Origin of the sequence: Microlunatus elymi (assembly GCF_007362775.1) — a bacterium.
GTDB classification, from domain to species: Bacteria; Actinomycetota; Actinomycetes; order Propionibacteriales; family Propionibacteriaceae; genus Microlunatus; species Microlunatus elymi.
Genome location: NZ_CP041692.1, coordinates 1,577,895 through 1,604,878, shown reverse-complemented (window position 1 = coordinate 1,604,878; position 26,984 = coordinate 1,577,895). Strand labels below are relative to the sequence as shown.

Sequence of the window (26,984 nt, the reverse complement as noted above, 5' to 3'; positions counted from 1 at the left end):
CCCGGTTGGTCAAGTCAGGTTTGTTCAAGCCAGCGGCGGGCGATAGCGGAAGATCACCATCCGCTGCACGATGAAGTTCACCGCGGTCGCCACACCTTGGGCGATCACGAACGCGAGCGTCTGGGTCCAGATCTGAGGCAGGTGCCGCGCCAGCACCGGATAGAGCACCGCGAACAGGCCGACCTGGACGAAGAACGTCGAACCGTACAAGATCAACACGCTGACGAAGCGCCGTGCCGACGGTTCGGCCCGGAAGGTCCAGCGCCGATTGATCAGGTACGCGGTGGTGGTGCCGCAGACGAACGAGATCGCCTTGGCGGGTGTGTGTAGCAGGCCGAAGTGCATCAGCAGCACCAGGATGCCGAAGTCGACGATCGCCGACAGCCCGCCGGTGATCACGAACCGGAACAGCTGCACCGGCAGCGCATGATGCTGCGGTGGGGCAGGCAACGATCCGGGTTCGAGCACCGCTTCAGGTTAGACGGCCGCGCCAGCGGCCGACAAAACCTCCTGCCCTGGTCCTCAGCCGGCGCGTCCACCCCGCCGGGTGCGGTTCGACGACCGGACGCGGCGCGCCCGGTGAGGTCCGGACGATCAGCTCCGCCGGTGTCAGCAGCGCATTCAGCGAGTCGGGCAAGTCGTAACGGAGCCGATCGCCGAAGGCGCTCCGGGCCCGACCGGCCGCGATCCACTCGTTCAGCGCAACGATGTCCTCGGCGCCGCCGCGGGAGGCGACCATCAGCCGCAGCCGGGCGTCCTCCCGGGCACGATCCAGGTGACGGGCCTCCAGCTGCGACAGTACGGTCCGTTTGAGCTCGGCCAGTGCAACCTCTCGTTCGGTCTCGTCGGCACGCATGAACGGACCGCCGAAGGACGGTGCGACCACCCGGATCAACACCCGATCGAAATAACGGGATCGCTGCTGGGGCTCGACATTCTTCATGATCAACTCGGTCATCCGCGTTGCCGTCAGCAGCTTGTTCTGCAAAGTCTGCGGTTGCCGGGACAGACTGCCGGGCAGGTTGCGGCGGCGGAAGTAGTACGTGCTGTCGGTCAGCGAGGTCACCCGCTTGGCGGCCAGCAGCGCGGTGGCCACGAAGACCTGGTCCTCGCCCTGCACCATGTCCTCGCAGAACTCCAGCGACAGCCGGTCGATCAACGCCCGCCGAAACAGCTTCTGCGCCGACAGCGTGGTCCAGATCCGATCCTCGATCAGGTCCGCGTCAGCAGCGGCTCGCACCTTGTTGACGGTCCACCCCTGGCGGCCGACCACCCGTACCTGCCCAACCACCACGTCGGCACCGAAGTCCTCGGCGGCTGCGGTCAGCCGATCCAGCGCATCGTCGGCCAGCCAGTCGTCCGCGTCGTGGAAGAACAGGTAGCGCCCCGTCGCGACGCGCAGACCGACGTTGCGGCCGACCGACGGCGCTCCGGAGTTGGCTTGGGTGAAGATCCGCAGCTGCGGCCACTGCTCGGCCAGCCCCTGCAGGTAGTCCCAGGTGTCGTCGGTCGAGCCGTCGTCGATGACGATCGTCTCGATCTGCTCCGCGCCCAGCGTCTGGGCCCGGATCGCCGTCAGCGCCTCGGCCAGAAACTCCCGGCTGTTGTACGTCGGAATGATCACCGACACCAGCGGCGTCGCTGCCGCCGGCCCGTCTTCTGGGGACACCACGCAATCCTCGCACTCGATCTGCTTCTGCCGAACGGATGCTACCCACACACCGGGCCAGGAGACGACGGCGCGATCACACTGCCCGGGAACAGCCAGTACGGCGGCGTGACCGTCAGGACGCGGCATCCGATCGGCCAAAGCGGCAACAAGCGGACTGGAGCACGCGCGCCGCGGCAGATTGAACACGTGAGTAGCGGCAGATTGAACGCACAGCTTGCGGCAGATTGGACATCGGTGGCCGGACCGGCTTCATCGATCCTGTCTCCGACATGATCTTTCACCCAGCTGACCACGTTCGCTTCACGTGGCCACGGTGTCGATGATGTCCTGGACGTTGGTGGATCCGGGCATCAGCGGATCTCTTTCAGGCTTCGACTCCCACGTTGGCACCCCGGAGCCTGGGCAAGGCGTGCGGGCCTGCGACCCAATGCGACCGCCGGAGTCCCGGCGGCATGTTCGAGATTTCTCTTGTAGGGTTGGGTTTCCGGCGGGCATGTTTTGTCAGACCGTGTCTGTACCGTCAGGTGCATGGTCGACGAGGGCGGACGGGACGCGGCGCAGATCTTGCGTGTCGTCGGTGATGCCGACCGGCAGGAGTTGATCGGCCGCAATACCAAATTGATCGCGGCCGTGGAATGGGCCCAGTATCATCCGGCCGAGTCGATCGATCCGTATCAGTTGTCGATTCCGGGCGGGGATCGGCCGATTCATCCCGGTGGGGAGGGGACGCCGGCGATGGCGGAGTTCGCCGTTCCGGAGTTCGCCACCCAGCTGCGGAAGTCGATCGCTGGTGGCCGGTATTTCATCGGCGACGCTCTGGATCTGCGGTATCGGCTGCCCCGACTCTGGGACCGAGTCTGCAACTTTGAGATCGAGGGCGCCGACGCGCAACTGATCGCCCAGGCCACCCGGCACCTGACCCTGGAGAAGGCCGGGCTGGTGGATGCCGCGTTGGCCGACTATGTGGGCCGGTTGGGTCGGGCGGCGTTGTTGCGGTTGGTGGAGGCGAAGATCATCGAGGTCGATGCCGACCGGATCGCCGCCGAGGCCAACCGCCGGCAACGGGAGAAGGGTGTCTGGGTCGGACAGTCGACCGAGCACGGTTGCAAGACCGTGTTCGCCCGCGCGGATGCCTGTGATGTGATCTGGTTCGACGCGATGGTCGACCGATTCGCCGACCTTCTCGCCCGCCGCGGCGATACCCGCAGCAAGGACGAACGCCGTGCGGCGGCGATCGGGATCCTGGCCAACCCGCTGTACGCGCTGCGGCTGTTGGCCGAAGACGACGCACCATCCCTGTTCGACCCCGATCTCGGTGATGACGATCTGCCCGAGGATGATCATGATCGCCCTGTTGTGGAGGCTCCGCCGGTCGAGTCGTCTGCGGTTGTTCAGGACGGCGGACCGGGCTCGCAGCCGCAGGATCATGAATCGTCCGGTGGATCGGGCACGCAACCCGAGGGGCCCGAGCAAGGCGGCGGACCGGAAACCCAACCCGGCAACGATCATCCGGTCCGCTATCCCCGACTGGACGATGATCATGATCTGGCTTGGGCGGCGATCCGGGCGATCAGCCAACTCGACCCCGCCAGGTTGCGGCCTGACGCCACCCTGTACATGCACATTGCCCAAGAAACCCTGCAAACCGGACTCGGCGTGACCAGGGTGGAGGACATCGGACCGATCGTGTCCAGCCTGGTCGCCGACTGGCTCCAAGGCTGCCAAGTCACAGTCAAGCCGGTGATCGACCTGAACGCCGACCTGACGCCGGTCAACTCCTATGAAATCCCACGGCTGATGCGGGAGCGGATGTTCCTCAAACGCCCCAGCAGCGACTTCCCCTTCTCCACCTCCCGCGGCCAGCATCTTGACCTGGACCACAGCGACCCCTACCGACCCGGCCGCACAGGGCAAACCAGGGAGAACAACCTCGGACCCGAAGCCAGACCGGAGCATCGAGTGATCACCCACGGCCTATGGGATCGCCGACAACCCGAGCCCGGAACCGTCCTGTTCCGGGCGCCACGCGGCAGAATCTTCCTGGTCAACCAGACCGGTTCCCACGATCTCGGCGAAGGACCTTTCGCCGACCACATCTGGGTCGCCGCCGCGCCCATCCACGACTGAACCACCGCGCCAGCGATCGACGCTAACCAGTGCGGCACGCTGGCGGCGCTGCCCGGGCACCCCGCCGCGATCCCTCAGGCTGATCGTTCAGACAATGATTGCGCTGCTGTCCTGGGACGGCCGGTGTAGTGATGTGTCCCGACCTGGCCGGGGCAACAGCTGCGTCCCCGGACCTGATTCAGCCCTTCGCGCGAGGCCATTCGGGCTTGCGTTTCTCCACGAAGGCGGCGACGCCCTCGGCGCGGTCGGCCGACATCGCGGTGTCGTGCCAGCACGCGTCCTCCACCTCGAGCGCCTCGGCCATCGGCAGATCGAAGCCGGTCCGCAACGCCCGCTTGGCGTTGCGCAGGGCGACCGGCGACTTCGCGGCTATCTCAGCGGCCAGCTCACCGGCCGCGGTACGGGCGGCGCCGGCGGCAGCTCGCCGGTCGGCCAGCCCGATCGCGTACGCCTCGTCGGCCGAGACCCGGCGGGTGCTGAAGATCAGATCCGCGGCCCGGTTCAGTCCGACCCGGCGGGACAGCAACTGGGTCCCGCCACCGCCAGGGATCACTCCGACACCCACCTCGGGCAACCCGAAGGCGGCCGAGTCGGAGGCGATGATCAGGTCGCAGGACAGCGCCAACTCGCAGCCGCCGCCGAGCGCAAATCCTTCCACTGCAGCGATCGTGGGCATCGGTAGCCCCAAGACGGAGTTGTAGGCACGTCGAGATGCCGGCCGCTGGGCAGCAAGATCATCATTGGTCAGCTGGTTGCGTTCCTTCAGGTCCGCGCCGACGCAGAAGGCGCGGTCCAGCGCCGTACTCAAGATCACCACGCTGAGCCGATCATCGGCAGCCAACTCGGCGCAGGCATCGGCGATCAGGGTCGCCTGCCGGGCGTCGACCGCATTCAACGCGTCCGGCCGATTCATCACGATCTCGGCCACCCGGTCCCGCGGCCGCTCGATCACGATCGAATCAGTTCGGCTGCCGGCCATGGATCTCCTCGAACAACAGCTCGCTCATGATCCGGTGGACCTGTTCGACGTCGGGGATGTCGTCCAGCTCGATCAGCCCGTCCTCGCCGGCGGTCTGCACCTTCAAGGTGCCGCAACCGAACACCCGATCGGACAGGCTGCGGGCGTAGCTGACGTCATTCACCCGGATCAGCGGCAGATCCTTGCCGGTCTTGCTGAGGATCCCGGTCCTCAGGATCAGGCGCCGATTCGTCACCGTGTAGGTGGTGGTTCGCCAGCGCAGGAAGGGCAGCACACACCACCAGATCGCCAGGATGAGGCCGAGGATGATCACCACGTACTGACCGACCGGCGCGATCTGGTGCGGGATCACCGCGGCGCCGATACCGACGCCGGCGCCGAGCGCGATCAACATGATCGCCGGCAACACCATCGCCTTGGCGTGGGTCCGGACCTGGATCTCGACGTGCTCGTTGTCGCCGAGAAGTCTTCGTGGCAAGCCCATGGCAGCCAACGTACCGCCGCGAGCCGGTCAGCCCACTTCGTACGGCCGAGAGGTCAGCGCAGATGCACCACGTCACCGGCGCCGAAGGTCTGCCGGCCGCGGTCGGTCTGTACCACCAGCCGACCGTGATCGTCGATCGCCTCGGCCCGGCCGGTCACGTCCCCCTCCGGGAGGACGACCCGGACCTGACGCCCGATGGTGGCGCAGCGGCCCACGTACGAGGTGGCCAGGGCCGCGGCGTCGAAGTCGTTCTGCCATTGCCGATACAGCAGCTCGAAGGCTCGCAGCACGGTGACCGCAAGGGTGGTCTTGTTTCGGGTGCTGGCGCCGAGCAGCGCCAGCGAGGTCGCCCACGGCACCGGCAGTTGTTCCTCGGTCAGATCGGTGTTGATGCCGACGCCGATCACGCAGCCCGGACCGTTGGGAGTCTCCACCCGTTCGGCCAGAATCCCGCACAGCTTGCGATCGCCGACCATCACATCGTTGGGCCACTTCAACATCGGGGCGACGCCGGTGGCCCGGCGCAGGCCCTCGGCGGTGGCCATCCCGCAGATCAGCGGCAGCCAGGTCCAGCGGTGGGCGCTGCTGTCGCCGGGCAGCACCAGCATCGACATCGCCAGGCTGGCCCCGGGCGGTGCGGTCCAGGTGCGGTCCAGCCGGCCGCGGCCGCGGGACTGGAAGCCGGTCAGCAGGGCGGTGCCATCGCCGGCTGCCCCGTTGCGGGCCCAGTCGGCCAGGTCGGCGTTGGTGGATCCGGTTTCCTCGACCACCTCGATCCGACGCCACAGCCCGTCCGCGGCCGCGCTCGCATCAGGCATGATCAACAATTCGCGCAGACGCTCGGCGTCCAGGGGATCGGTGTCGTACATCAGGGCATCGACGATAGTGCACCGCGACCAGCGGCCCGAGGTCGTCGGTCGGTCGAGGCTGGGGCGTTAGGGTCTGACTCGTGACGTACGCCCCATCCGATCTCGACGGTGACGATCTCGACCGGCACACCACGGCCGGCAAGCTGGCCGATCTCGAACATCGTCTCGACGAGGCGGTGCATGCCGGTTCGGCCGCGGCGGTGGAGAAGCAGCACGCCCGCGGCAAACTGACCGCTCGGGAACGGATCGAGTTGCTGCTGGACGAGGGATCGTTCCTGGAGCTGGACGAATTCGCCCGGCACCGCTCCACCTCGTTCGGGATGGAGCAGCGGCGGCCGTACGGCGACGGCGTGATCACCGGTTTCGGCACCGTCGACGGTCGCCAGGTGTGCGTGTTCTCCCAGGACTTCACCGTCTTCGGTGGCTCGCTGGGGCAGGTGTTCGGGGAGAAGATCGCCAAGGTGATGGACTTCGCGTTGAAGACCGGCTGTCCGCTGATCGGGATCAACGATTCCGGTGGCGCCCGGATCCAGGAGGGCGTGGTCTCGCTCGGCCTGTACGGGGAGATCTTCCGCCGCAACACCCATGCCTCCGGAGTGATCCCGCAGATCTCGTTGATCATGGGCCCGTGCGCCGGCGGTGCGGTCTACTCCCCCGCGATCACCGACTTCACCATCATGGTCGATCAGACCTCGCAGATGTTCATCACCGGCCCGGACGTGATCAAGACCGTCACCGGCGAGGACGTCACGATGGAGGATCTCGGCGGCGGCCGTACCCACAACACCACCTCGGGCAACGCGCACTATCTGGCCTCCGACGAGGAGGACGCCATTGCTTATGTCAAAGAACTTCTGAGCTATCTGCCGCAGAACAACCTGGAGGAAGCGCCCAGCTATCCGTCCGAGGCAGAGCTGGAGATCAATGATCTTGATCGCCTCCTGGACACGATCGTGCCGGACTCGCCGAATCAGCCGTACGACATGCACGAAGTAATCAAGACGGTCCTCGATGACGAGGATTTCCTCGAGGTACAGCCGCTGTACGCCGGCAATGTGATCACCGGTTATGGCCGGGTGGAGGGTCGCGCGGTCGGCATCGTCGCCAACCAGCCGTCGGTGCTGGCCGGTTGCCTGGACATCAACGCGTCCGAGAAGGCGGCCCGGTTCGTCCGCACCTGCGACGCGTTCAACATCCCGGTGATCACCTTCGTCGACGTGCCGGGCTTCCTGCCCGGCACCGATCAGGAGTGGAACGGGATCATCCGCCGCGGCGCCAAGCTGCTGTTCGCCTATGCGGAGGCGACCGTGCCGCTGGTCACCGTGATCACCCGCAAGGCGTACGGCGGCGCCTACGACGTGATGGGATCCAAACATCTGGGCGCGGACATCAATCTGGCCTGGCCGACCGCCCAGATCGCGGTGATGGGCGCGCAGGGTGCGGTCAACATCCTCTACCGCCGCGAACTGGCCGACGCCGCCGACCCGGACGCCCGTCGGGCGGAGTTGATCACCGAGTACGACGACGAGCTCGCCAATCCCTACCTGGCGGCCGAACGCGGCTATGTCGACGCGGTCATCCAGCCGCGCCAGACCCGTACCGAGATCACCCGGGCACTGCAGCTGCTGCGGACCAAACGCGAGCAGCTGCCGCCCAAGAAGCACGGGAACATCCCGCTGTGACCAAGATCGACTCCGAGATCACGATCACCGGCAACCCGACCGACGAAGAGGTCGCGGCCGTCGTCGCCGTGCTCACCGCCCGTGCCGCCGCCTCGCCGAACACCCGGGTCGAAGAGCCGAAGTCCGGCTGGGCCGCCTACTGGCGCTCGGTCGGCGCCCCGGTGCACCCCGGCCCGGGCAGCTGGCAGGCCGTGTACCGCGGCTGAAGCGGTAAGAATGTCGGAGCAGATAGCCCGAACCGCACTTTTGAGGAGGGCAAGGCAATCTGCTCCTGCATTCTTACCGCTTTCGTCCCGAAACTCCCTACCGAAGGTGCGTCACCAGCGATATCGTCGCGATATCAGAGGAGGAGCCATGAGCACACGCACGTTTCTGGTTCGGCTGACCGACGAGGAGCACGAGGCCCTCACCGAGCTGGCGGCAACCGAACATCGCTCGATGCAGGACGTCGTCCGCCTTGCGATCAAGGACCGTGTCGAGCAGTCCGAACGCCGCACGGAGGTCCGTGCCACCCTCAGTGAGATCATCGATCGAGATGCCGAGCTTCTCGATCGGTTGGCACGCTGACCCATGGCCACCGAGGAAGCCCCGGACTACATCACGCTCGAGGACGCGCTCGACGCCGTCGACCTCCTGGGGATGACGCTGCGCGATCCCGGTCTCCTGGCCGGCGCGCTCGCCCGCCCGGCGACCTGGGCCTTCGGCACCGAGGTGTATCCCGGTCTGCATACGAAAGCCGCTGCGCTGTGCGACGCGATCAATCACTCACATCCCTTGATCGACGGCAACAAGCGGCTGTCCTGGGTTCTCACAGTGCTCTTCTACCGACGCAACGGCCACGATCTGGCGACCACGCCGGACGACGGTGAGAAGTTCGTCCTCAGTGTCGCTGCGGGCCATCGCGAGCTCGCCGACATCGCTTCCTGGCTGGAGAAACACTCCCACGAGCTGCCCGCTTGAGGGCACTGAGGCAGGTTCCTTTCGCTTGCTGTCCGAATTTCGCTAGCGATCGAATCAATTCCCACCCAGCATGGGTTGGTGCCCACACGACCTGCCCGCGAACCACAACCGTTGTCGGATCCGACCGAGTCCCCGGTGCCGATCGAGACACCGGCGCCCGTTGACCAGCCGTCGAACCGACTCGCGCTGGCGATGGCGGGCATCACGGTGCTGTTCTGGGCGTCGGCGTTCGTGGTGATCCGGCCGCTGGCCGGGGTGCTGTCCCCGGGCGGGCTGGCGCTGGGCCGACTTGCAGTGGCCGCGGTCGCACTGACCGTGTTCGCGTTGATCCGCCGGTTCCGGATCCCCCGCGGCCGGACGTTGCTGCTGTTGATCGTGTACGGGGTGCTCTGGTTCGGCGGCTACATGGTGGCGTTGAACGCCGGCGAGCAACACCTCGACGCGGGCACCGCCGCGCTGCTGGTCAACGTCGCACCGGTGCTGATCACCCTCGGCGCGGGCGCGTTCCTGCGTGAGGGTTTCCCGCGCTGGGTGATCATCGGCTCCGTGGTCTCCTTCGGCGGCGTGGTGGTCATCTCCGCGGGCGCCGGTGATCATCGGATCGACGCGCTGGGCATCGTGTTCTGTCTGACCGCAGCGATCCTGTACGCGGCCGCGACTCTGCTGCTGCGGGTCGGGCTTCGTACCACGCAGCCGTTGCAGGCGACCTGGATCGGCTGCCTGGCCGGCATGATCGCCTGCCTGCCGTTCGCGCCGTCGCTGGTCGGTGAGCTGAGCCGCGCATCGGCCGGCGTCTGGCTCGGCGTCGGCTACCTCGGGCTGTTCCCGACCGCGGTCGCCTTCACCACCTGGGCGTACGCGTTGTCGGTGATGGGTGCCGCCCGGACCGGTGCGACCACCTACCTGGTGCCGGCGATCACCATCGTGATCTCCTGGATCTTCCTGTCCGAACTGCCCACGGTGTACGGCTTCATCGGCGGCGCCGTCTGCCTGGCCGGCGTCGCGGTCACCCGCATCCGACGCTGAGGCGCGATCAGGTTTCGGGCCCCGGCCGCCGTTTCGTCGGCGTCCGGGCCGCGCCCGTAGGATCCTTCGGTGACGATGGACCAGCAGATCGGCCAACAGGCGACCGTACGACGCGCTCGGATCGCGACCTTCGTGATCTTCGGGCTGAACGGTCTGCTGTTCGCCAGCTGGTCGGCCCGGTTGCCCTCGGTCGCGGAGACGTTCGCGCTGTCCCCCGGCGGTCTCGGTCTGCTGTTGCTGATGGCCGGTTTCGGCTCGGTGCTCGGACTGCCGCTGGCCGGTGGCATCGCCGAACGGCTGGGCACCGCGGGATCGGTCCGGGCGGCCGGCAGCCTGCTGGGCCTCGCCATGACCGTGGTGGCGATCAGCCTGCTGAACGGCTGGCTGATTCCCTGCGGAATCGCCTTGTTCTGCTTCGGTTTCGGCATCGGCGTCTGGGACGTCGCACAGAACATCGAGGGCGCCGAGGTGGAACGCCGCGGCACCAAGACGATCATGCCGAAATTCCATGCCGCGTTCAGCGGCGGCGCGTTCGTCGGCGCCATGATCGGCGGCCTGCTGGCCCATCTCGGCATCCCCCTCTGGCTGCACCTGCTGGTGTTGATCGGCCTCGGCGCCATCGTGGTCGCGATCGGCACCCGCTATTTCCTGCCGGCGCACACCCACCACGACGACGACCTTCCGAGCGGCCTGCCGAAGCGCAGCCGCTGGGCGGCCTGGAAGGAGCCGCGGACCCTCGCGATCGGGTTGGTCGTGCTGGCCGCCGCGCTGACCGAGGGCTCGGCCAACGACTGGGTGGCCAAGGCGACCGTGGACGGCCTGAACGCCGCCAACAGCACCGGCGCGATCATGTTCGCGGTGTTCGTCCTGTCGATGACGATCTTCCGCTACGCCGGCAGTTCGCTGCTGGATCGATTCGGCCGGGTCGCCACCCTGCGCTGCTGTCTGCTGGCCGCGATCGTCGGCTTGTTGATCTTCGTTTTCGCGCCGAACATCTACCTGGCAGCGATCGGCGCGGTGTTCTGGGGCGCCGGTGCCGCGCTCGGTTTCCCGGTCGGCATGTCCGCCGCCGCGGATGATCGGCGTTACGCCAGCGCTCGCGTCTCGGTGGTCTCGACCATCGGGTACGCCGCCTTCCTGGTCGGGCCGCCGGTGCTCGGTTTCATCGGTGATCATGTCGGCGTCCGCCACGCCCTGCTGGTGATCGCGGCGGTCTGCCTGGTCTCGCTGGCGAGCACTCCCGCCGTCCGCTCGCAGCGCGACGGCGCCCGGTAATGTCGCGCCCATGACCGCAGAGCAGTCCGCTGGAGGCAGGCCGATCGACCAACTCGCCGAGGCCTACGTCACCGAGGCGATCAATCAGCAGCCGACGTTGGCGACGGCGCTCGGCATCGAGGGCCACGACGATCAGTGGGACGACTTCTCCCCCGACGGATTTGCCGACCGGGCCGGCCACGATCGCCGGACGCTGGCCGCCCTGCACGCCGCGACGCCCAGCGACGAGCGGGAGAACACTGCCAAGGAAGCGATGATCGAGCGGCTCGGGTTGCAGACCGAGCTGTACGACGCGCACATCGAGACCAGTCGGGTCAGCGTGATCGCTGACGTCGCGCACGAGGTGCGCGAGATCTTCGACCTGATGCCCACCGACACCGCCGACGCCTGGCGCAACATCGCGGTCCGGCTGCAGACCATCGGCAATCCGTTGTCCGGTGCCCGGCAGACCCTCGCGCGCGAGGCCGCCGACGGGAACGTCTCGGCCGCACGGCAGATCACGGCGAGTGTCGAACAGATCCGCAGCTGGACCGGGCAGACCGGATCGCACGACTTCTTCGCCGAGTTGATCAACGACTATCCGACCGAACACGGCGAGACGTTGGCCGGTGACCTGCGACGGGCCGCCGACACAGCGCGGCAGGCCTACATCGACTACGCCGACTGGCTGGAGGCCGATCTGCTGCCGAAGGCGCCGAGCCTGGACGCGGTCGGCGAGGAACGGTACGCGTTGAACAGCCGCTACTTCCTCGGCGCCAGCATCGACCTGCAGGAGACCTACCAGTGGGGTTGGGCGGAGCTGGAACGGCTGCAGGATCAACAACGGCAGATCGCCCAGGATCTCTACGGACACAGCGATATCAAGGCAGCCTACGATGCGCTGGACGCCGATCCGGCCCGCAAGATCGAGGGCGCCGAAGCCTTCCGGGACTGGATGCAGGCGCTCGCCGATCAGGCACTCGCCGACCTGTCCGGCACCCACTTCGACATCCCCGAGCCGATCCGCCGGATCGAGTGCTGCCTGGCACCGACCCATGACGGCGGCATCTACTACACCGGCCCCACCGAGGACTTCTCCCGACCGGGGAGGATGTGGTGGGCGGTGCCCGAGGGCATCGACAGCTTCTCCACCTGGAAAGAGGTCACCACCGTCTACCACGAGGGCGTGCCCGGACATCACCTCCAGGTGGCCCAGAATGCGTACCGGTCCGACCTGCTGAATCGCTGGCAACGCTTGCTGTGCTGGGTTTCCGGGCACGGCGAGGGTTGGGCGTTGTACGCCGAACGGCTGATGGATGATCTTGGTTACCTCAGCGATCCGGGCAACCGGATGGGCATGCTCGACGCCCAGGCGCTGCGCGCGGTCCGGGTGATCATCGACATCGGCATGCACCTGCAACTGCGGATCCCCGAGCACAACCGCTGGGACTTCCGGCCGGGCGAACGCTGGACCCCGCAGGCCGGGCTGGAGTTCCTGATGATGAATCTGGCGACCGACGAGCCGACCCTGCGCTTCGAACTCGATCGCTACCTGGGCTGGCCGGGCCAGGCACCCTCGTACAAGGTCGGGGAACGAATCTGGTTGCAGGCAAGGGAAGAAGCCAAGCAGCGCGCCGGTGCCTCCTTCGACCTGCAGCAGTTCCACGCCCAGGCCCTCAACCTCGGCCCGATGGGTCTCGACCCGCTCCGCTCCGCCCTGTCCCGGATCTGATCATGAGCGAACTCCGCTTGGTGCTCGCATCACAATCCCCTGCTCGGTTGGCCACGTTGCGATCGGCCGGGGTCGAACCGGAGGTGATCGTCTCCGGTGTCGACGAGTCGGTGATCAACGACGCCGACCCGGCCGGGCTCGCGTTGGCGCTGGCCCAGTTGAAGGCACGTGCGGTGGCCGACCAGTTGGTCAACGCCGACGACACCGACGACGGTGTCGACGACCGCACGATCTTGGTGATCGGTTGCGATTCGGTACTGGAGCTGGACGGTGCGGCGTACGGCAAGCCGCACGATCCGCAGGTCGCGATCCAACGCTGGCAACAGATGCGCGGGCGTTCCGGAGTGCTGCACACCGGCCACCAGGTGATCAAGATCAACAACGGCGAGATCACCCACGCGGCCGGTCGCGGCGCGGCCACCATCGTGCATTTCGCCGATCTCGACGACGCCGAGATCAAGGCCTACGTCGACACCGGCGAACCGCTGGTGGTGGCCGGCAGCTTCACCCTGGACGGACTCGGCGGCCCGTTCGTCACCGGTATCGAGGGCGATCCACACAACGTGATCGGCATCAGCCTGCCGCTGCTGCGGGAAATGATCATGGCCGCCGGCCACAGCTGGCCCGAACTGTGGGCGAGTGTTCGGCCCTAGTTGATCACCCGATACAGCCGATAGGTCGGCTGGTCGGTGCCACTGTTGGGAAACTCCATGTCCAGCATGGCGATGTCGGCACCGTTGGCGTAGATCGTCGGGAAGCGCTGGTTGATCGCATCCGTGCTGCCGCGCCCGAGGTTGGGGACGGTGATCACGTACCGGACGTGATGTCCGGACGGATCGTTCAGCACGTTGGTGAAGTCGAGATCGCTGGGGATGACGAATTGGCGTGGGTGATCCGATGCGACCACGATCGCATCACCGTAGAGCGTGTCGGTGAGCACCGCACCGTCCGGCAGCCGGAGTGCGTCCAGATACTGTGCGACCTCGCGCTCGGTAGTGAAGGTGCGTTCTTGTTGTTCGACGCTCAGTTGGGTCTTCGGTGAGACCGTCGACGGCAACAGACCCGCCAGCACCGCGTACTCCTGCGGCGCCAAGGTCGGACGGGTCATGATCAACGCCGGCAGCAGCAGGGTCGGCAACAGCAGGCCGGCGACCGCAACCCAGCTCCAGATCCGCCGGACCGGGCTGAGGGTCCGCACCGAACCGGTCAGCCGAGCCCCCGGGCCGGCCCGGCGGCTGTACAGCAGGCCTCGTCGTGGCCGCAGTACGCCGACCAGGCCGACTGCCAGCGGGATCACAGTGATCGCGAACCGGAGAAAGCCGAACGTTCCACCACGGACGTACATGAGTCCCTGGAAGCCGAGCACCGCGCCGTACACGATCAAGGCCGGCAGCGCGTCGGGGACCCGGCGAACGGCGGTGACCACCACCGCCAGCGCGACGATCATGAAGATCATCGGCTCCAGGACCAGCCACTCGATCAGCGTGAACCCTGCCCGAAAGCCGGCGCCGCCGACGGCTCCGCCGCTGGCGGCGACGATCGCGCTGTTGCCGTAGTCGGAGCTGAACTGAGCCAGTGCCTCGCCGGTGATCAACCAGCTGGTGCCGGTCCACAGCAGGAACGTGGTGCTGATCGGCGCCAACACGACGGCGACATCCATGGCCGCCGCGCTGCTGCCTCGCGCACCCCGGCTGCGCGCACGCGACCAACTGGTTCCGGCCACCAGCACGGCACAGGCGATCGCCACCGCCAACGCGTCGTAGCGAACCAGCAGCCCCAGCGCCAACGCCAGGCCGACCAGCGCCAGGTCGTGCACGTCGTCGGATCCGAACCAACGCAGCAGAAACCGTGCACAGATGGCCATCATGAGCAGGAACAAGGCCTCGCTCATCCCGTTCGCACCGTAGATGATGATCATGGGATGCAGCGCCAGCATCGCCGACAGCACGATGATCCAGCCGCCGGTCATCCGACGGTCACGCAGCATGCCGGCGACCTGCAGCACGGCGCCGCTCATCGCCAACGCGGACACCACGATCGCCGGCACGGCATGAGCCAACAGATCGGGCCACGGATTCAGCACAGCCACCAACGGCAGTTGCAGGAACGTGGTGAGCGGGGTGAACACGAATCCCATCGCGGCCAGATGCGGGAACCGGCTGAAGAGCACGAACCGGGCGTCGGCGACCCGGCTCAACGCGTCGCCCATGATCAAACCGCGGTGATAGCTGAGCCACAGGCCGACCAGCAGATAGCAGCCGGCGATCACCAGGAACCAGACGAGCCGATAGCCCCGCACCCGGGCGAACGGACTCTGCGCCTCCTCCGCTGCTCCGGCGACGATCGCTGTCATGATGGCGACTCCGGGCTCGCGTCGGAGCTCGCCGCCGGACCCTGATCGAGTCCGTGCACCGTCTTCTCCCAGTACGACGGTCGGAGCAGCAACTGCCAGATCCCCTTCAACGCCGCCACCGCCATCAAGAACCAGTACAGCGGCGTCAGCAGGCAGGCGACCAGCAGATTGTTGTCGCCGCGGGCCCGCGCCCCGACCAGCGTGCTGTACAGGGCCAGCACGTTACCGATCACGAAGCTGATCAAGGACGCGTAGTAGACCGCCGGCGGGAACGCTACCTGAATCTGCGCCGGCTGTCCGAGCACCCAGATCACCGTCATCATCCAGAAGATCAAATTGGTCGCCGCCGCGATCGGGGTTCCCGCCAACAGCAAGATCATCGCCGCTGTCCCGGGAACACCGATCACCCGAACGGTCTCCAACGGTCGCCGCAGCGCCACCAGGCACGACTGCAGATAGCCCTTGTACCAACGGGATCGTTGCCTGATCCAGTTGATCGGGTCGCTGTTCGCCTCCTCCCAGGTGACGGAGTCCAGCACGCCGGTCCGGTAGCCGCGGCGCGCCAGCCGCAGGCCCAGATCGGCGTCCTCGGTCACGTTGTAGGGGTCCCAGCCGCCGGCCTCGGCCAGCACGTCGGCCCGCAGATGGTTCGAGGTGCCGCCCAGCGGCACCGGCCATCGACGCGACGACAGCCCCGGCAGCAGGTAACTGAACCACAGCCCGTACTCGGCCGTGAACCAGGCGGTGAGCAGATTTTGATCACCGTTGTGAAAGGCCAATCTTGCTTGCACACAAGCCAATCCCGGGTCGCGGCGGAACAAGATCACCGCTCGCCGCAGTTGCAGCGGGTCCGGCCGGTCCTCGGCGTCGTAGATGGTGACGATCTCACCGTCGGCGAACTGCATGCCGTAGTTGCAGGCCTTCGGCTTGGTACGCGGCTCAGCCGGCGGGACCAGCACCAGCCGCAACGGTGCCTCGACCCCGGCGGCCCGGGCAGCGTTCACCGTCTCCTCGTCGTCGGCCTCCAGCAAGATCAAGATCTCCAGCCGATCGGCCGGGTAATCGAGGGCGCCCAGGTTGGTCAGCAACTGGCTGATCACCTCCGGCTCACCGTAGGCCGGCACCAGGACCGTGTATCGCGGCAGTTCGTGATCGGCGATCGCACACGCTTCCTCATCGCTGACCCGCATGATGGTCCGGTCGTCAAGACCCAGCACGAACAGCTGAATCCGCTGGGCCATCGCCGCCAGATACAACAGGGTCGCCGCCGCCGTGACGATAGGGGCCGTCCACTGCGGGATCAGCACGAACCCGATGATCACCACGGCCCCGATCCCGATCAGTGCCCAGCGTTGCCACCGAACGAACGGGACCGCCGCGCTCGCCGACGGATCACGACGCCGCAGCCCGTCGACCGCCTCGGCCAGCGCCGACTGCTCCAGTTCTGCCGGAACCGATCCGTCGACCGGGAGTACGCGGCCGGTCACGATGCGCCCTCGACCCGCTGGTTCACGATCCGCTGCGCCGCACTGACCAGCAGATCGGCGTTCTTGATCGGCGGCGGTCGGACGTCGCCGCTGCGCCGAAGGACGGCCGTCAGCACGGCTCGCAGGCTGTCCAGCATCGCCCGGGTCGGCCGGGGGAACGGTGCCGTCGGTCGATGATCATCAACCAGCAGCAGGGTGATCCGCTGTCCGACCTGCGCCGGCCCGCCCGACGCCGTACCCGCGACGGCCGCGGACGGCAGCGTGAAGCTGAAGGTGACCATGCTCCACGTCAGCCGAGCTCGCGGATCCACCGCGGCATGCAACTCGCCCCGCACCCCGTGCCCAAGATCAACATTCACCGCCGGGGTGAGTTCGAAGTCGCCGATCGGGTAGGTCGTCTGCAGCCCGAACAGGTCGAACGTGCGCGGCCGCTCGGTGGTCAGCTCGTCGATCACCATCTGCCGTTTCCGGCCGACACCGTCCACCGCACCGGGGCCGGCTGCAGCGTCGCGGGCTTGGATCCGGTAGCGATACCAGGTTGCATGCACCCCGAAGTAAGCGCTCTGCCCCGGGTACGAGGTCTTGTTCAGCAGCGTCCACCCGGCCGGCACCACGGTCCCGGGCCCGTCCGCCGAGCTACGCACGGGAAGCTCCGGCAGTTGCCGCAGCGGCGGCAACGGCGGCACCACGACGTAACCGATCACGGCAGCCACCATCAGTCCGGCCATCGCGGGCAGCGGCCGGCTCACCACCGGCTTTCGCAGACCACGCCAGTCCCACTCGTCGCGCAGCAGCCAGCAGAGGCCACCGGCCACGATCGCAACCAGTGGCGCCACCACCGCCAGCCGCGGACTCCGATCGATGTCCAAGCCGACCAGCGGAGCAGCGACCAGCAGCGCCGCAGCGGGAGCCAGCCACCACAGCCGTTCGCCGGGTCGCCGCCCGATGATCAGCAGGGCGACGATCACCGCCAGGTGCAGTCCCGCGATCCAGCGGAAACTGCCGTGTCCCAGGCCGAACATCAGCAGCCGCACCGGGAGCGGCCAGATCAGGATCAGGGTCAGCCACGCCCAGCGGTACTGGAAGACCCGACGCAGACCGAACAGCACCGTCGCGCCCGACACCGCGAAAACCCACATCATCAGCAGATCGATCCGCCACATCCGGGCGCCGCCCGAGATGGTGGGTGCCAGCAGCGAGGCTGCGACCAGCGAGAACACCACGCCGATCGCGGCCACGATGAAGTCGGTCTCCCGATCATGGATCTCGACCACCGGCCGATTCCGGCGGCGGACCGCGATCGCTGCGAAGCCCGCGTAGCTCACGACCACGGGCACGTACGACAACTCGTATCCTTCGCGGACCGCGACGGCGGCGGCGCCGACGGTGTGGGCGAAAGCGAGCATGGTGGCCGCGATCAACACCACCCAGCGCAGCCCGAGACTCAGCGCAGTCATCAGCGCCGGCGCCGCCGCCGGATCATCACGGCCAGGACGATCGGGGCCGCGATCACCGCCGCGCCGACGGCTACTCCGATCGTGATCAGCCAACCGGCCGGCAGCCCGTCGTCGGTCGGCTCGACCGATGGCCGGGTCGCGGTCCGGAAGGTGATCGCGGTGTCGCCGCCGGTCCACACCGCCGCCGCACCGGTCAGCCCGGCGAGATGATCACCGGCGGTCAGCCATCGGCCGAACCGGCGCTGAATCGCCGCCGAAGTGGCCTGCTCGACCACCACCGGCCGGCCGTCCGATTCGGTGATCTGCAGCGCCCCGGCCTCGATCGGACCGTCCAGTCGGCGGCCATCGGGGGCGGTCACGCCGTCGGCGTCGAGCTTCACCGGCAGGTCGACCGGCACGTCGCCGTTCCCGGCCAGCAGGACCGTCGGCCGGCCCGTGGCCAGCGCGTCCGCGGCCCGGGGAAACCAGTCCACAGTCAGCGCCGCGCTGGTCAATCGTTGCATGGCAACCGCCATCGCCACGGTCTCCCCGAGACCGTCGGCACCGGACACACCGGACACACCGGACGCGATCGCGAACCTGGGTTGCAGCGCCGCCGGCAGTTGGCCGAGGCCGATCGGGCCGGCGGGGTCGTTGCGTGCTGCCAGGGTCGAGTCGCCGTCCAGGGCGAGCGAGACTTCCGGCCCTCGGCCGCAGCCCGAAGCACCGTCGGCGGCGGCCGTCAGGGTGAGATCGGTAAACCGTCCGATCCGCTGCTGCGGCACGGTTGCGGTCAGATTCAACTGGCCGCTCTTCAGAGGCCAGGTCTGCAGCGGGTGGCCGTCGGCGGCCAGGGTCAGAGTGCCCTGACGGCCGGTACCGTCCGGGCTGGCACCGGCGACCACCGAGCCGACCAGGCGAGCTGTCCAACCGCCGCCGGCTCCGCCGATCCTCGCCCGATCGACGCCCAGATGCAGGGTCGCCCGGCCGACACCGCGAGCGGACACGTCACCGATGCCGAGCCGGGACAGGGTCTGGGTCTTCGGCGCCAGAGCCGGCAACGGCGATCGACCGGCCGCAGTGGCCCGGCTGCCGGTGGCGATCGTGCCGAGGTCGCCGGTCAGACCGGCCACCTGGGCCACCACACCGGCACCGGTGCCGGTGATTTGTAGCCGGCGAGTGTCGCTTCCCAGCGCCAATCCGGCGTCTCCCGACCCGGTCAACTCGATGACTCGAGTCAGTCCGCTCGGCTCCGGCACCGGTCCGGTCTGCACGCTGATCTCGGGTTGCGCCGGCAGGTACCGCTGGGTGATGGCCGTGGCCAGCCGGGCGGCGGCCGTGCCGAGATCGGCGTCGACGTTGTCCGGCACCGCCAAGATCAGCTTCGGTAACACCGGCGGCAGGAATTCGCCGATCGATTCCGGTGCGGCAGGGCTGCCGCTGTAGGACAGGGCGAGGTCGCGCAGCACCGTTCCGGTGGCGTCCGGAGGATGGCAATAGCCGGTCCGCGGTAGCACCTGGATCGTCACGCTGACGGCGTTGCCGGTGACCGGGACTGCGGAGAGATCGATGTCCAGCCCGATCGCCTGCCCCGCCTTCGATCCCAGATCGATGCTGTCCAGCCGACCGGCGCCGGTGCTGACCAGGAGCCTGCCGTCGACCCCGTCGGCACTGATCTCCGCCGTGCCGGTCAGCCGGTCCGGCCTCGTACCCCGGGGAACCGGCAACACCAGCTGACTGCTGGTGCTGTCGGCGAAACCCAGCGTTGCCGACTGGCCGAGCTGATCGAGTCCGAAGCTGATCGGCTGCGCCTGAGCCGACGGGACCGTGATGATCATCATCGACAAGCTGACCGCGACGGTCGTCAGACCGGCAAGCAGGTGGGTAGAAAGCGAACGGCGGGCGGGGGGCGCCTTCGTCATGGCCCGATCTTGGTCGATCAAGTGCCGCGGGCGGGGCTCCTGCGGCGGCGTTTCGCCGGAAAGCAACGATCACCGGACCGCTTCCCGGCCGATCACCGTCCACGCTGCCGAGCGCGGGCCGGCAGCCGGTAGCGGCTCGCTGCCTCAGCTGTCGACGATCCCCTGACCGACCCGCAGGGCGTTGGCGAGGATGGTCAGCACCGGATTGACGCCACCGTTGGTGACGTGCAGCGAACCGTCGGCCACCCACAGGTTGTCGTGGCCCCAGACCCGCCCGTTCGGATCGGTGACCGAGTGGGCCGGATCGGTGCCCATCCGGCAGGTGCCGGCCTGATGCTGCCCGGAGCTGGGCCCGGTCGGCAACGCGCCACCCGGCGGAGCCGCGAACACCCGGGACGCACCGGCCGCCTGCAACCACTCGGCCGCACGCGCCGTCATGAATTCCTTGGCCTGTTGGTCTGCGGGGTGGATCGACCCACTGAGCTCGGCCACCGGATTGCCGAACCGATCCCGTACGTCGGGGTCCAGCCGGATCCGGGACTCGGCACTCGTGACCTCCTGGATCGGACCAACCACCCGGGTCATCCGCCGGGTCCAGCGCCGCATTCCCTGCTTGGCTTCGGTTCCGTACGGGGCGAAGACACCCGCACCGACCAGGTAGTCGAAGGTGCTGGCGGGCGTCGGGACGAACTCGTTGGCGATCATGCCGCCGCCGACCAGTCCGTCGTTGCCGTGCCGGAAGTCGCAGGTCGCGATCGAAACGCCCGGCCCTTCCAGGGTGAAGATCTCGTCGTCGAAGATCCCCAGCGCGCCGGCGTAGACGTGCCCCTGCAGATGCCGGCCGACCTGATCTCGGTTGTTGCCGATCCCGTTGGGTTCATGATCATGCGCGCTGTTCAGCAGCAGCCGGGCCGACTCGATCGCGCCGGCGGAGATGATCACCTCGTCGGCCGAAACCTCGGATCGCCAGATCTCGCCGCCGTTCGAGCCCACCAGCGCGACCCCGGTGATCTTGCCGGATTCGTTGCTGAGCAGGCGTTCCGCGGTCGTCTCGGTGATCAGGAAGCCGTTGCCGGTGGCCAGCGCCGCCGGGATCGACGTGTTGTGCGAACCGGACTTCGCCTCGATCGGGCATGCGAAGCCGACGCACTGGGCGCAGTGCAGGCAGCCGGATCGGCCCCGATATCCCTCGGAGTTGATCAAGAGCGGCACCGGCAGCGTGTTCCACCCCAGCGTGGCCGCACCGGCGGCCAGCACCGCCGGATTGCCCGTCCCCGACACCGGCGGCATCGGGTAGTCACGGGATCGGATGCCCGCCCACGGATCATGATCAACACCTGCGCCGCTGACTCCGCTGGCTCCGCTGACGCCGAATCGCCACTCCGCTTCGGAATAGTACGGTTCCAGTTCGTCGTAGCCGATCGGCCAGTCGGCCAGCGCGCTGCCGTCCGGGATGCCGTACTCGCTGGCCATCCGGAAGTCGCGCGGGCTGAATCGCCACGCCTGGGCGCCGTAGACCCGAGTGCCGCCGCCGACCATGAACGCGTTGTTGCCCCAGCGCGGATCGGACTGCCCGACAATCATCCGTTCATCACCGAGGTCGAGCGTGCGCGGATGACCAGGACCGAGCGGACCGGTCAACGGGACCAGACCGGTGTTGATCCGCGGATTACGAAGATGATCATGGTCCAGCCGATGGGTGTCCGGGCCCTCGCCGGCCTCGATGATCAACACCGTACGACCGGACTCGGCCAGCACCTGCGCGACCGCACCGCCGCCGGCACCGGCTCCGACCACAATCGCGTCGTAGCGCGGCTGCAGCTGGGCGGGAGTGATCAGACCGTTGCGCCGGAACGGCACCGCCGGCAACTCGGCCGGCCAACCGCCGACCGGACCCGGCTGCCAGTCGACCATCTGCCAGGACGGCAACGGGCCGCCGGCGCGGGCGTTGTCGCCGTAGTACGCGTTGTTGATCAGCCGGGCGAACCAGTCGAAGTCCGGGTCGGACCGCAACTCGTCCAGCACCGCCTGCCGCCGGTCGGCGGCGAGTCCGATGAACCCGTTCCCGGCGGTCCGCCAGGCGGTGGCATCCACCTTGGCAACCACCGCGTTGATCCGCCGCCCCCAGTCCGGGCGTTCGTACTCCCGCAGCCGGTGCAGGAAGTCCAGCGCGCCGGCGTCGCTGGCGGACGGGTAGTCATCGGCGGGGACAATCGCGTCCACCACGGTGGTCAGCAGATCGGGCGTACTCACAGACGACGACATTACGCACCCACCGACCCCGGTGTCGGACTCGGCCCGGTCGAACCCGGCCAGCTAACCTTCGCTCGTTATGTCTGACGAACTGACGCCGGCGCCGAACGACCCCGTGCCCGACATCCAGCGCGGTCGGGCGAGGCTGCCCGCGCCGATCCGGGCGCTGCGGCCGCGGCAGTGGATCAAGAACGTGTTGGTCTTCTCCGCGCCGCTGGCGGCGGGCAAGATGTTCGCACCGGGAGTGCTGACCAGCTCGTTGCTGGCGTTCGTCTCGTTCTGCCTGGTCAGCGGGGCGGTCTATCTGATCAACGACATCCGCGACGTCGAGGAGGATCGGCAGCACCCGAAGAAGCGGTTCCGGCCGATCCCGGCCGGCGAACTCAAGATCAGCACGGCCTGGATCCTGGCGGTCGTGGTCGGGGTGGCCGGGCTGGCGATCGGTTACCTGACAGCGATTCCGCTCGGCATCACCGTCAGCGTCTATCTGCTGCTGCAGATCGGCTACTCCACCTTTCTGAAGCATCAGCCGGTGATCGACCTGGCCATGGTGGCCAGCGGCTTCCTGTTGCGAGCGATCGCCGGCGGCGTGGCCAGTGGCATCCCGCTCAGCCAGTGGTTCCTGTTGGTCGCATCGTTCGGTTCGTTGTTCATGGTCGCGGGCAAGCGCTACTCGGAGATGCTCGCTCTCGGTGCGGACGCGGGCACGCGCAGGTCACTGGCCAGCTACACCGACTCGTACCTGCGGTTTGCCTGGATGCTGTCCGCGGCGATGGTGCTGATCAGCTACAGCCTGTGGGCCTTCGACAATCTGCACCGCGGGCCGCTCGGCGTAGGGTGGACCGCGATCTCGATCGCCCCGTTCACCCTCGGCCTGCTGCAGTACGCGCGAGAGATCGACCTGGGCACGGCCGGGGAACCGGAGGACGTGGTGCTGAAGGATCGGGTGCTACAAGTGCTGGCGCTGATCTGGTTGATCTTGATCTGCATCGCGGTCTTCGGCTGACGTTGCTGCCTTCGTACGACTTTCGAGGAGAGGAACCCCGTGATCGACGCTCTCGGCGTACCGCAGTCGCTGTTGCTGCTCGGCGGCACCTCCGACATCGCCTTGGCCATCGCCCACCGGTACGCGGCCGTGCGGCACGAACAGGGCACGACGTTGCGGGTCGTGCTGGCTGCTCGGCCCGGCGAGCGGCGTACGCCGGCGGCGACCGGGCTGACCGACGCCGGTTGCACGGTGACCGAGCTGGACTTCGAGGCGACCGACGTCGAATCCCGCAAGCGGGTGGTGGAGCAGGCCTTCGCGCAGGGCGATGTTGATCTTGCCGTGGTCGCCTTCGGCATCCTCGGTGACGCCGAACGCGCCTGGACCGATCCCGAGCACGCGCTGGAGCTGGCCGAGATCAACTACGCCGCGCCGGTGCACATCGGTGCGCTGCTGGCCGACCGGTTCAAGGGTCAGGGGTACGGCCAGATCGTCGCCCTGTCCAGCGTTGCCGGCGAGCGGGTACGGCGTTCCAACTTCGTCTACGGCTCCACCAAGGCCGGCTTCGACGGCTTCTACCTCGGCCTCGGCGAGGCGCTTCGGCCGTTCGGCGCGCGGGTGCTGGTGGTCCGCCCCGGCTTCGTCCGCTCGAAGATGACTGCCGGGATGGCCGAGGCGCCGCTGGCCGTGACCCCGGACGAGGTGGCCGCGGCGACCCTGGCCGCGGTACGCGACCGCAAGGAACTGATCTGGGTGCCGAACGCCTTCCGCTACGTGATGTCCGGCCTCCGCCACGTCCCCCGCCCGCTCTTCCGCCGATTGCCGATATAGCGCAGATTGATACGCGGTCGAGACTGTGCCGCTGCCGCGACCTGGTCTGGCGTCTTGCGTTCCGGGGGGCGACCCCCGTACCCCCGGGCGTGGGCACCTCCACAGTCGCGGCGCCGCGTGCCCTCCGCTGTGCTACGGGCACGGTCTCGCGCTGGGGCGCTCGACGGGCATGCATAGGTTGCGTTCGAGTGGCTGCCTCCCAAGATCATCTTGGCAACGATCCCTAGCAACTCCATGATTGGGGACGCGCTGTTGAGGGTCCTGAGCTTGTCGAAGGACCTGAGCTTGTCGAAGGACCTGAGCTTGTCGAAGGACCTGAGCTTGTCGAAGGACCTGAGCTTGTCGAAGGGCACCACCGGCCCAAAACAAGATCACCGGAGAACCGGGTTAAGGTCCCTGAGCTTGTCGAAGGGCCAGTAACTCAATCCTCCAGCACTGCAGCTAGTGCGTGCCGACCTACCGCGGCCAATTGCGGATGATCATCGGAGTTGACCACCAGGGCCATGCCGATCACCAGGGCCCAGCCGCGGGCTCGTTGCCAGAGATCGCCATCCATCCCGGTGAGCTGCTGATAGCGAGCCTTGAAGGCTGATCGGCCCGCGACATCGAAGCTCAGCCATCCCGCGGCGAGGTCGGTGGCCGGATCACCGGAGTTGACGTCGCCGAAGTCGATCACGGCACTGAGTTGATCATGGCTGACGAGGACGTTCGCCGGGTGCGGGTCACCGTGCACCCAGACCGGATCCGCTGCCCAGGCAGGCGTTCCGAGCAGCTGCACCCACAGTCGACGCAGCCGGTCGGCATCGGGCACCAGACCACTGTCGAGGTGTTCGGCAGCCAGGCTTGCTCGATCGGCGAGCGGCACACCGCGTACCGGGTTGTGCGGCGCGTCGACCGGAGCAGGCCGGTGCAGTGCGGCGAGGAACTCGGCCAGCGCCGGAGCGAAGCGCGAGCGATCGGCGACCGGAAGTTCGATCAGCGATCGACCATCGAGCCACGGGCCGATCGTCCACGCCCACGGGAAGTCCTTGCTGGGTTGGCCGATCCGGATCGGCACCGGCGTCCGCACCGGAAGCGACGCTGCGATGGTCGGCAGCCACCGTTGTTCGTTGATCACCAGTTGCGCGGCGACCTGACGACGCGGCAACCGGACCCCAAGATCATCGCCGAGGCGGAAAATCACGTTGTCCCAACCGTTGGCGACCATGATCAACGGTGCCGACAGGTCCGGATGTTGCTCCATGATCAACTTCTGCACCAGTTCGGCGTTGACGTCGATCTCGGCGGCGGGCATCCGCATGATCTTCGCTCCTTCAGTCGGCAGTGATGGTGGTGCCGACGTCCTCGCCCAGGCAGGCCCGTCGCATCAGTCCGTCGCCGGCAACGTCGAAGACGTGCATGACCAGCTTCTGCTCCTCGGCCAGCACGAACGCGCTGGTGTCCATGATCTCCAGTCCCTTGTCGATCGCCTCGCGGTAGCCGAACCGTCGGTATCGCCGGGCATCCGTGTGGACGTTGGGATCCTTGTCATAGACGCCGTCGACGCCGCGTTTGGCCACCAGCAGCGCGTCGGCTTCCAACTCCAGGGCGCGCTGCACCGACGGGTAGTCCGTGGTCACGTACGGCTGACCGATGCCGGCGGCCATGATCACGATCGCGCCGTGCTTCAGGTGCCGGACAGCGCGCAGTCGGATGAACGGTTCGGCGATGCTCTGCATCGGAATGGCGGTCATCACCCGTACGTCGGCATCGCTCTTGCCGGTCAGCGATCCTCGCAGCATCAGCGCGTTCATCACCGTGCCGAGCATGCCGATGTTGTCCGCTTCGGCGCGACCAATCCCCCAGCTGTCGGCCATCCGACCGCGGAAGTAGTTGCCGCCACCGACCACGACACCGATCTGCACGCCAAGATCGTGAACCTGCAGGATCTGCTGTGCCATCTGATCGAGCGCATCGGGATCGACGCCCGTACCGGCATCACCCGACAACGCCTCCCCGCTCACCTTCAGCACAACCCGCGTGAATCGATTCGGCACAAGTCCTCCAAGTAGTAGGTCGGAACCTCAGGTGGCTGGTGCAGCCGGCTGCTGCCAGATGGATCCGTCGCGAGCGGTCATGATCATCTTGGCCCCGCCCTCGGCGTCAACCACCAGCCGGATCCGTTCGACGCCATCCGTGTCCCGCAAGGACAATCCCACCGCGCCGTCCGGATCCTTGAACAGCCGCATCCGGGTGATCCCGTTGCCGTCCGTGCCGGCGGGCCAGTAACGCTGCTGGATCTCCTCCAACTCGGCGCCCGTCTTGCCCTTCGATTCGGCGATGAAGTCGGCCAGCGAGAAGAACGGTTGATCGGCGAACTCGATCCACTTGGCCCGCTCGTGGCCGGCTTGCATGGCACCGAGTTTGAAACCCTCGTTCTGCTCGAAGTCATCGACGGTCCAGAATCCCAGCTGGCGCGGTTCGCCGTCGACAACTCCACCGGGCGTACACGAGCCCGCCGGCTTCTGTCCCTTCGTCGTTGCAGAAGATGATTCCGGCAAACTCACCGCGTCCCGGGTGAGGTTCGTCCTGACCTCGTATCGGTGCGACGGCGGAGGCCGTCGAGTTGCCGATGATCATCCGGGTCGTGCCGTCGGGCTCGACGATCCGAATGCGCTGCACTCGCAACTCCTCGGCCGGCGCCTGCACGACCTCCCCGCCTGGGTCGCTGTCGACGGACATGCCGGCCAGTCGGGCCGCTGCCTCGGCCTTGTTCAATGCCTCACTGGCCGCCGAGTGCGCTTTCCGCGCCGCGGCCAGCGCCGCCATGATCTCGTCCGATCTGTCGGATCTGCTCTGGTCCACGTCGCCGACAGTAACTGACCTCGGGCGCTGCACGGAGCAGACCGTTGCTGATCAGCGTTCGCCTCCGTCGGCAGTCCGGTATCTTCAT

At 67.6% G+C, this 26,984-nt stretch carries 25 protein-coding genes; 11 read left to right on the top strand and 14 right to left on the bottom strand.

The genetic code is table 11. The features are described 5' to 3' along the window. Positions 1–24 precede the first annotated feature (24 nt). Together FOE78_RS07170 and FOE78_RS07165 are read right to left on the bottom strand one after the other, a co-directional pair. Positions 25–468: a GtrA family protein gene (locus FOE78_RS07170; protein WP_323125715.1), complete on the bottom strand. Its 444-nt coding sequence runs from the start codon at positions 466–468 to the stop codon at positions 25–27. Positions 469–472: 4 nt separating this feature from the next. After that, positions 473–1,669, bottom strand: coding sequence for a glycosyltransferase family 2 protein (locus FOE78_RS07165; protein WP_168207414.1), 1,197 nt, complete (start codon positions 1,667–1,669; stop codon positions 473–475). A 531-nt stretch (positions 1,670–2,200) separates the two neighbouring features. Between FOE78_RS07165 and FOE78_RS07160 the strand changes: the two genes are divergently transcribed. Next, positions 2,201–3,799, top strand: coding sequence for a DUF222 domain-containing protein (locus FOE78_RS07160; RefSeq protein ID WP_143985682.1), 1,599 nt, complete (start codon positions 2,201–2,203; stop codon positions 3,797–3,799). Positions 3,800–3,977: 178 nt separating this feature from the next. Here the strand turns inward: FOE78_RS07160 and FOE78_RS07155 are convergent, their stop codons facing one another. From FOE78_RS07155 to FOE78_RS07145, 3 genes are read right to left on the bottom strand one after another with little or no spacing between them, the layout of a single operon-like run. Then, a complete protein-coding gene (locus tag FOE78_RS07155) occupies positions 3,978–4,778 on the bottom strand; it encodes an enoyl-CoA hydratase/isomerase family protein (protein ID WP_143985681.1) in 801 nt (266 codons plus the stop codon). Further along, complete coding sequence (locus tag FOE78_RS07150) at positions 4,759–5,262, bottom strand: PH domain-containing protein (protein WP_143985680.1); 504 nt, start codon at positions 5,260–5,262, stop codon at positions 4,759–4,761. The genes FOE78_RS07155 and FOE78_RS07150 overlap by 20 nt, the downstream gene beginning before the upstream one ends. A gap of 53 nt (positions 5,263–5,315) precedes the next feature. Beyond that, positions 5,316–6,131: a biotin--[acetyl-CoA-carboxylase] ligase gene (locus FOE78_RS07145; protein ID WP_143985679.1), complete on the bottom strand. Its 816-nt coding sequence runs from the start codon at positions 6,129–6,131 to the stop codon at positions 5,316–5,318. 80 nt (positions 6,132–6,211) lie between these two features. Here FOE78_RS07145 and FOE78_RS07140 point away from each other — a divergent pair, with 80 nt between their 5' ends. The 8 genes from FOE78_RS07140 (at position 6,212) to FOE78_RS07105 (ending at position 13,438) form a co-directional block, all read left to right on the top strand. Beyond that, complete coding sequence (locus tag FOE78_RS07140) at positions 6,212–7,813, top strand: acyl-CoA carboxylase subunit beta (RefSeq protein WP_143985678.1); 1,602 nt, start codon at positions 6,212–6,214, stop codon at positions 7,811–7,813. Beyond that, positions 7,810–8,019: an acyl-CoA carboxylase subunit epsilon gene (locus tag FOE78_RS07135; RefSeq protein WP_143985677.1), complete on the top strand. Its 210-nt coding sequence runs from the start codon at positions 7,810–7,812 to the stop codon at positions 8,017–8,019. The genes FOE78_RS07140 and FOE78_RS07135 overlap by 4 nt, the downstream gene beginning before the upstream one ends. A gap of 148 nt (positions 8,020–8,167) precedes the next feature. Next, the gene (locus tag FOE78_RS07130) at positions 8,168–8,380 is read left to right on the top strand and encodes a ribbon-helix-helix protein, CopG family (RefSeq protein ID WP_143985676.1); all 213 of its coding nucleotides are present in this window, start codon (positions 8,168–8,170) and stop codon (positions 8,378–8,380) included. A 3-nt stretch (positions 8,381–8,383) separates the two neighbouring features. Continuing rightward, positions 8,384–8,773 (top strand): type II toxin-antitoxin system death-on-curing family toxin, encoded by a 390-nt coding sequence (locus FOE78_RS07125; protein WP_210414865.1) that lies wholly within the window; start codon positions 8,384–8,386, stop codon positions 8,771–8,773. A gap of 78 nt (positions 8,774–8,851) precedes the next feature. Next, positions 8,852–9,799, top strand: a complete 948-nt coding sequence (locus FOE78_RS07120; protein WP_210414864.1) for a DMT family transporter — start codon at positions 8,852–8,854, stop codon at positions 9,797–9,799. Positions 9,800–9,874: 75 nt separating this feature from the next. Then, the gene (locus FOE78_RS07115; protein ID WP_143988644.1) at positions 9,875–11,074 is read left to right on the top strand and encodes an MFS transporter; all 1,200 of its coding nucleotides are present in this window, start codon (positions 9,875–9,877) and stop codon (positions 11,072–11,074) included. A 10-nt stretch (positions 11,075–11,084) separates the two neighbouring features. Further along, positions 11,085–12,785, top strand: a complete 1,701-nt coding sequence (locus tag FOE78_RS07110) for a DUF885 domain-containing protein (protein WP_143985675.1) — start codon at positions 11,085–11,087, stop codon at positions 12,783–12,785. Between the two features lie 2 nt (positions 12,786–12,787). After that, positions 12,788–13,438 (top strand): Maf family protein, encoded by a 651-nt coding sequence (locus FOE78_RS07105; RefSeq protein ID WP_143985674.1) that lies wholly within the window; start codon positions 12,788–12,790, stop codon positions 13,436–13,438. On the opposite strand, the gene FOE78_RS07100 is transcribed toward FOE78_RS07105, so the two are convergent. From FOE78_RS07100 to FOE78_RS07080, 5 genes are all read right to left on the bottom strand, one after another. After that, a complete protein-coding gene (locus FOE78_RS07100) occupies positions 13,435–15,138 on the bottom strand; it encodes an ABC transporter (protein WP_143985673.1) in 1,704 nt (567 codons plus the stop codon). The two genes, FOE78_RS07105 and FOE78_RS07100, sit on opposite strands and share 4 nt — an antisense overlap. After that, complete coding sequence (locus FOE78_RS07095) at positions 15,135–16,625, bottom strand: glycosyltransferase (RefSeq protein WP_143985672.1); 1,491 nt, start codon at positions 16,623–16,625, stop codon at positions 15,135–15,137. The genes FOE78_RS07100 and FOE78_RS07095 overlap by 4 nt, the downstream gene beginning before the upstream one ends. Next, positions 16,622–18,082 (bottom strand): hypothetical protein, encoded by a 1,461-nt coding sequence (locus FOE78_RS07090; RefSeq protein ID WP_143985671.1) that lies wholly within the window; start codon positions 18,080–18,082, stop codon positions 16,622–16,624. Before FOE78_RS07090 ends, FOE78_RS07095 begins: the two co-directional genes overlap by 4 nt. Beyond that, positions 18,082–19,983: a hypothetical protein gene (locus FOE78_RS07085; protein ID WP_143985670.1), complete on the bottom strand. Its 1,902-nt coding sequence runs from the start codon at positions 19,981–19,983 to the stop codon at positions 18,082–18,084. Before FOE78_RS07085 ends, FOE78_RS07090 begins: the two co-directional genes overlap by 1 nt. 144 nt (positions 19,984–20,127) lie before the next feature. Next, positions 20,128–22,236: a GMC family oxidoreductase gene (locus tag FOE78_RS07080; protein WP_228266086.1), complete on the bottom strand. Its 2,109-nt coding sequence runs from the start codon at positions 22,234–22,236 to the stop codon at positions 20,128–20,130. Between the two features lie 79 nt (positions 22,237–22,315). On the opposite strand from FOE78_RS07080, the gene FOE78_RS07075 reads away from it, so the two are divergent. Both FOE78_RS07075 and FOE78_RS07070 read left to right on the top strand, forming a co-directional pair. Next, positions 22,316–23,242, top strand: coding sequence for a decaprenyl-phosphate phosphoribosyltransferase (locus FOE78_RS07075; protein WP_143985668.1), 927 nt, complete (start codon positions 22,316–22,318; stop codon positions 23,240–23,242). 39 nt (positions 23,243–23,281) lie between these two features. Beyond that, complete coding sequence (locus FOE78_RS07070) at positions 23,282–24,052, top strand: decaprenylphospho-beta-D-erythro-pentofuranosid-2-ulose 2-reductase (protein WP_143985667.1); 771 nt, start codon at positions 23,282–23,284, stop codon at positions 24,050–24,052. A gap of 421 nt (positions 24,053–24,473) precedes the next feature. On the opposite strand, the gene FOE78_RS07065 is transcribed toward FOE78_RS07070, so the two are convergent. The 4 genes from FOE78_RS07065 to FOE78_RS07050 are packed head-to-tail and all read right to left on the bottom strand — an operon-like array spanning position 24,474 to position 26,860. Then, positions 24,474–25,352 (bottom strand): aminoglycoside phosphotransferase family protein, encoded by an 879-nt coding sequence (locus FOE78_RS07065; protein ID WP_143985666.1) that lies wholly within the window; start codon positions 25,350–25,352, stop codon positions 24,474–24,476. Between the two features lie 13 nt (positions 25,353–25,365). After that, the gene (gene pyrH, locus FOE78_RS07060) at positions 25,366–26,064 is read right to left on the bottom strand and encodes a UMP kinase (RefSeq protein ID WP_210414862.1); all 699 of its coding nucleotides are present in this window, start codon (positions 26,062–26,064) and stop codon (positions 25,366–25,368) included. Between the two features lie 51 nt (positions 26,065–26,115). Then, the gene (locus FOE78_RS07055; RefSeq protein WP_143985664.1) at positions 26,116–26,445 is read right to left on the bottom strand and encodes a hypothetical protein; all 330 of its coding nucleotides are present in this window, start codon (positions 26,443–26,445) and stop codon (positions 26,116–26,118) included. A 34-nt stretch (positions 26,446–26,479) separates the two neighbouring features. Continuing rightward, positions 26,480–26,860: a hypothetical protein gene (locus FOE78_RS07050; protein WP_210414861.1), complete on the bottom strand. Its 381-nt coding sequence runs from the start codon at positions 26,858–26,860 to the stop codon at positions 26,480–26,482. Positions 26,861–26,984 lie beyond the last annotated feature (124 nt).

Coding starts and splice junctions, on each gene's coding strand:
- FOE78_RS07100 (WP_143985673.1), bottom strand. CDS start 15,138: ATGACAGCGATCGTCGCCGGAGCAGCGGAGGAGGCGCAGAGTCCGTTC.
- FOE78_RS07105 (WP_143985674.1), top strand. CDS start 12,788: ATGAGCGAACTCCGCTTGGTGCTCGCATCACAATCCCCTGCTCGGTTG.
- FOE78_RS07150 (WP_143985680.1), bottom strand. CDS start 5,262: ATGGGCTTGCCACGAAGACTTCTCGGCGACAACGAGCACGTCGAGATC.
- FOE78_RS07090 (WP_143985671.1), bottom strand. CDS start 18,082: ATGACTGCGCTGAGTCTCGGGCTGCGCTGGGTGGTGTTGATCGCGGCC.
- FOE78_RS07075 (WP_143985668.1), top strand. CDS start 22,316: ATGTCTGACGAACTGACGCCGGCGCCGAACGACCCCGTGCCCGACATC.
- FOE78_RS07125 (WP_210414865.1), top strand. CDS start 8,384: ATGGCCACCGAGGAAGCCCCGGACTACATCACGCTCGAGGACGCGCTC.
- FOE78_RS07050 (WP_210414861.1), bottom strand. CDS start 26,860: ATGGCGGCGCTGGCCGCGGCGCGGAAAGCGCACTCGGCGGCCAGTGAG.
- FOE78_RS07145 (WP_143985679.1), bottom strand. CDS start 6,131: ATGTACGACACCGATCCCCTGGACGCCGAGCGTCTGCGCGAATTGTTG.
- FOE78_RS07160 (WP_143985682.1), top strand. CDS start 2,201: ATGGTCGACGAGGGCGGACGGGACGCGGCGCAGATCTTGCGTGTCGTC.
- FOE78_RS07130 (WP_143985676.1), top strand. CDS start 8,168: ATGAGCACACGCACGTTTCTGGTTCGGCTGACCGACGAGGAGCACGAG.
- FOE78_RS07115 (WP_143988644.1), top strand. CDS start 9,875: ATGGACCAGCAGATCGGCCAACAGGCGACCGTACGACGCGCTCGGATC.
- FOE78_RS07155 (WP_143985681.1), bottom strand. CDS start 4,778: ATGGCCGGCAGCCGAACTGATTCGATCGTGATCGAGCGGCCGCGGGAC.
- FOE78_RS07110 (WP_143985675.1), top strand. CDS start 11,085: ATGACCGCAGAGCAGTCCGCTGGAGGCAGGCCGATCGACCAACTCGCC.
- FOE78_RS07085 (WP_143985670.1), bottom strand. CDS start 19,983: ATGACGAAGGCGCCCCCCGCCCGCCGTTCGCTTTCTACCCACCTGCTT.
- FOE78_RS07055 (WP_143985664.1), bottom strand. CDS start 26,445: ATGCAAGCCGGCCACGAGCGGGCCAAGTGGATCGAGTTCGCCGATCAA.
- FOE78_RS07065 (WP_143985666.1), bottom strand. CDS start 25,352: ATGCGGATGCCCGCCGCCGAGATCGACGTCAACGCCGAACTGGTGCAG.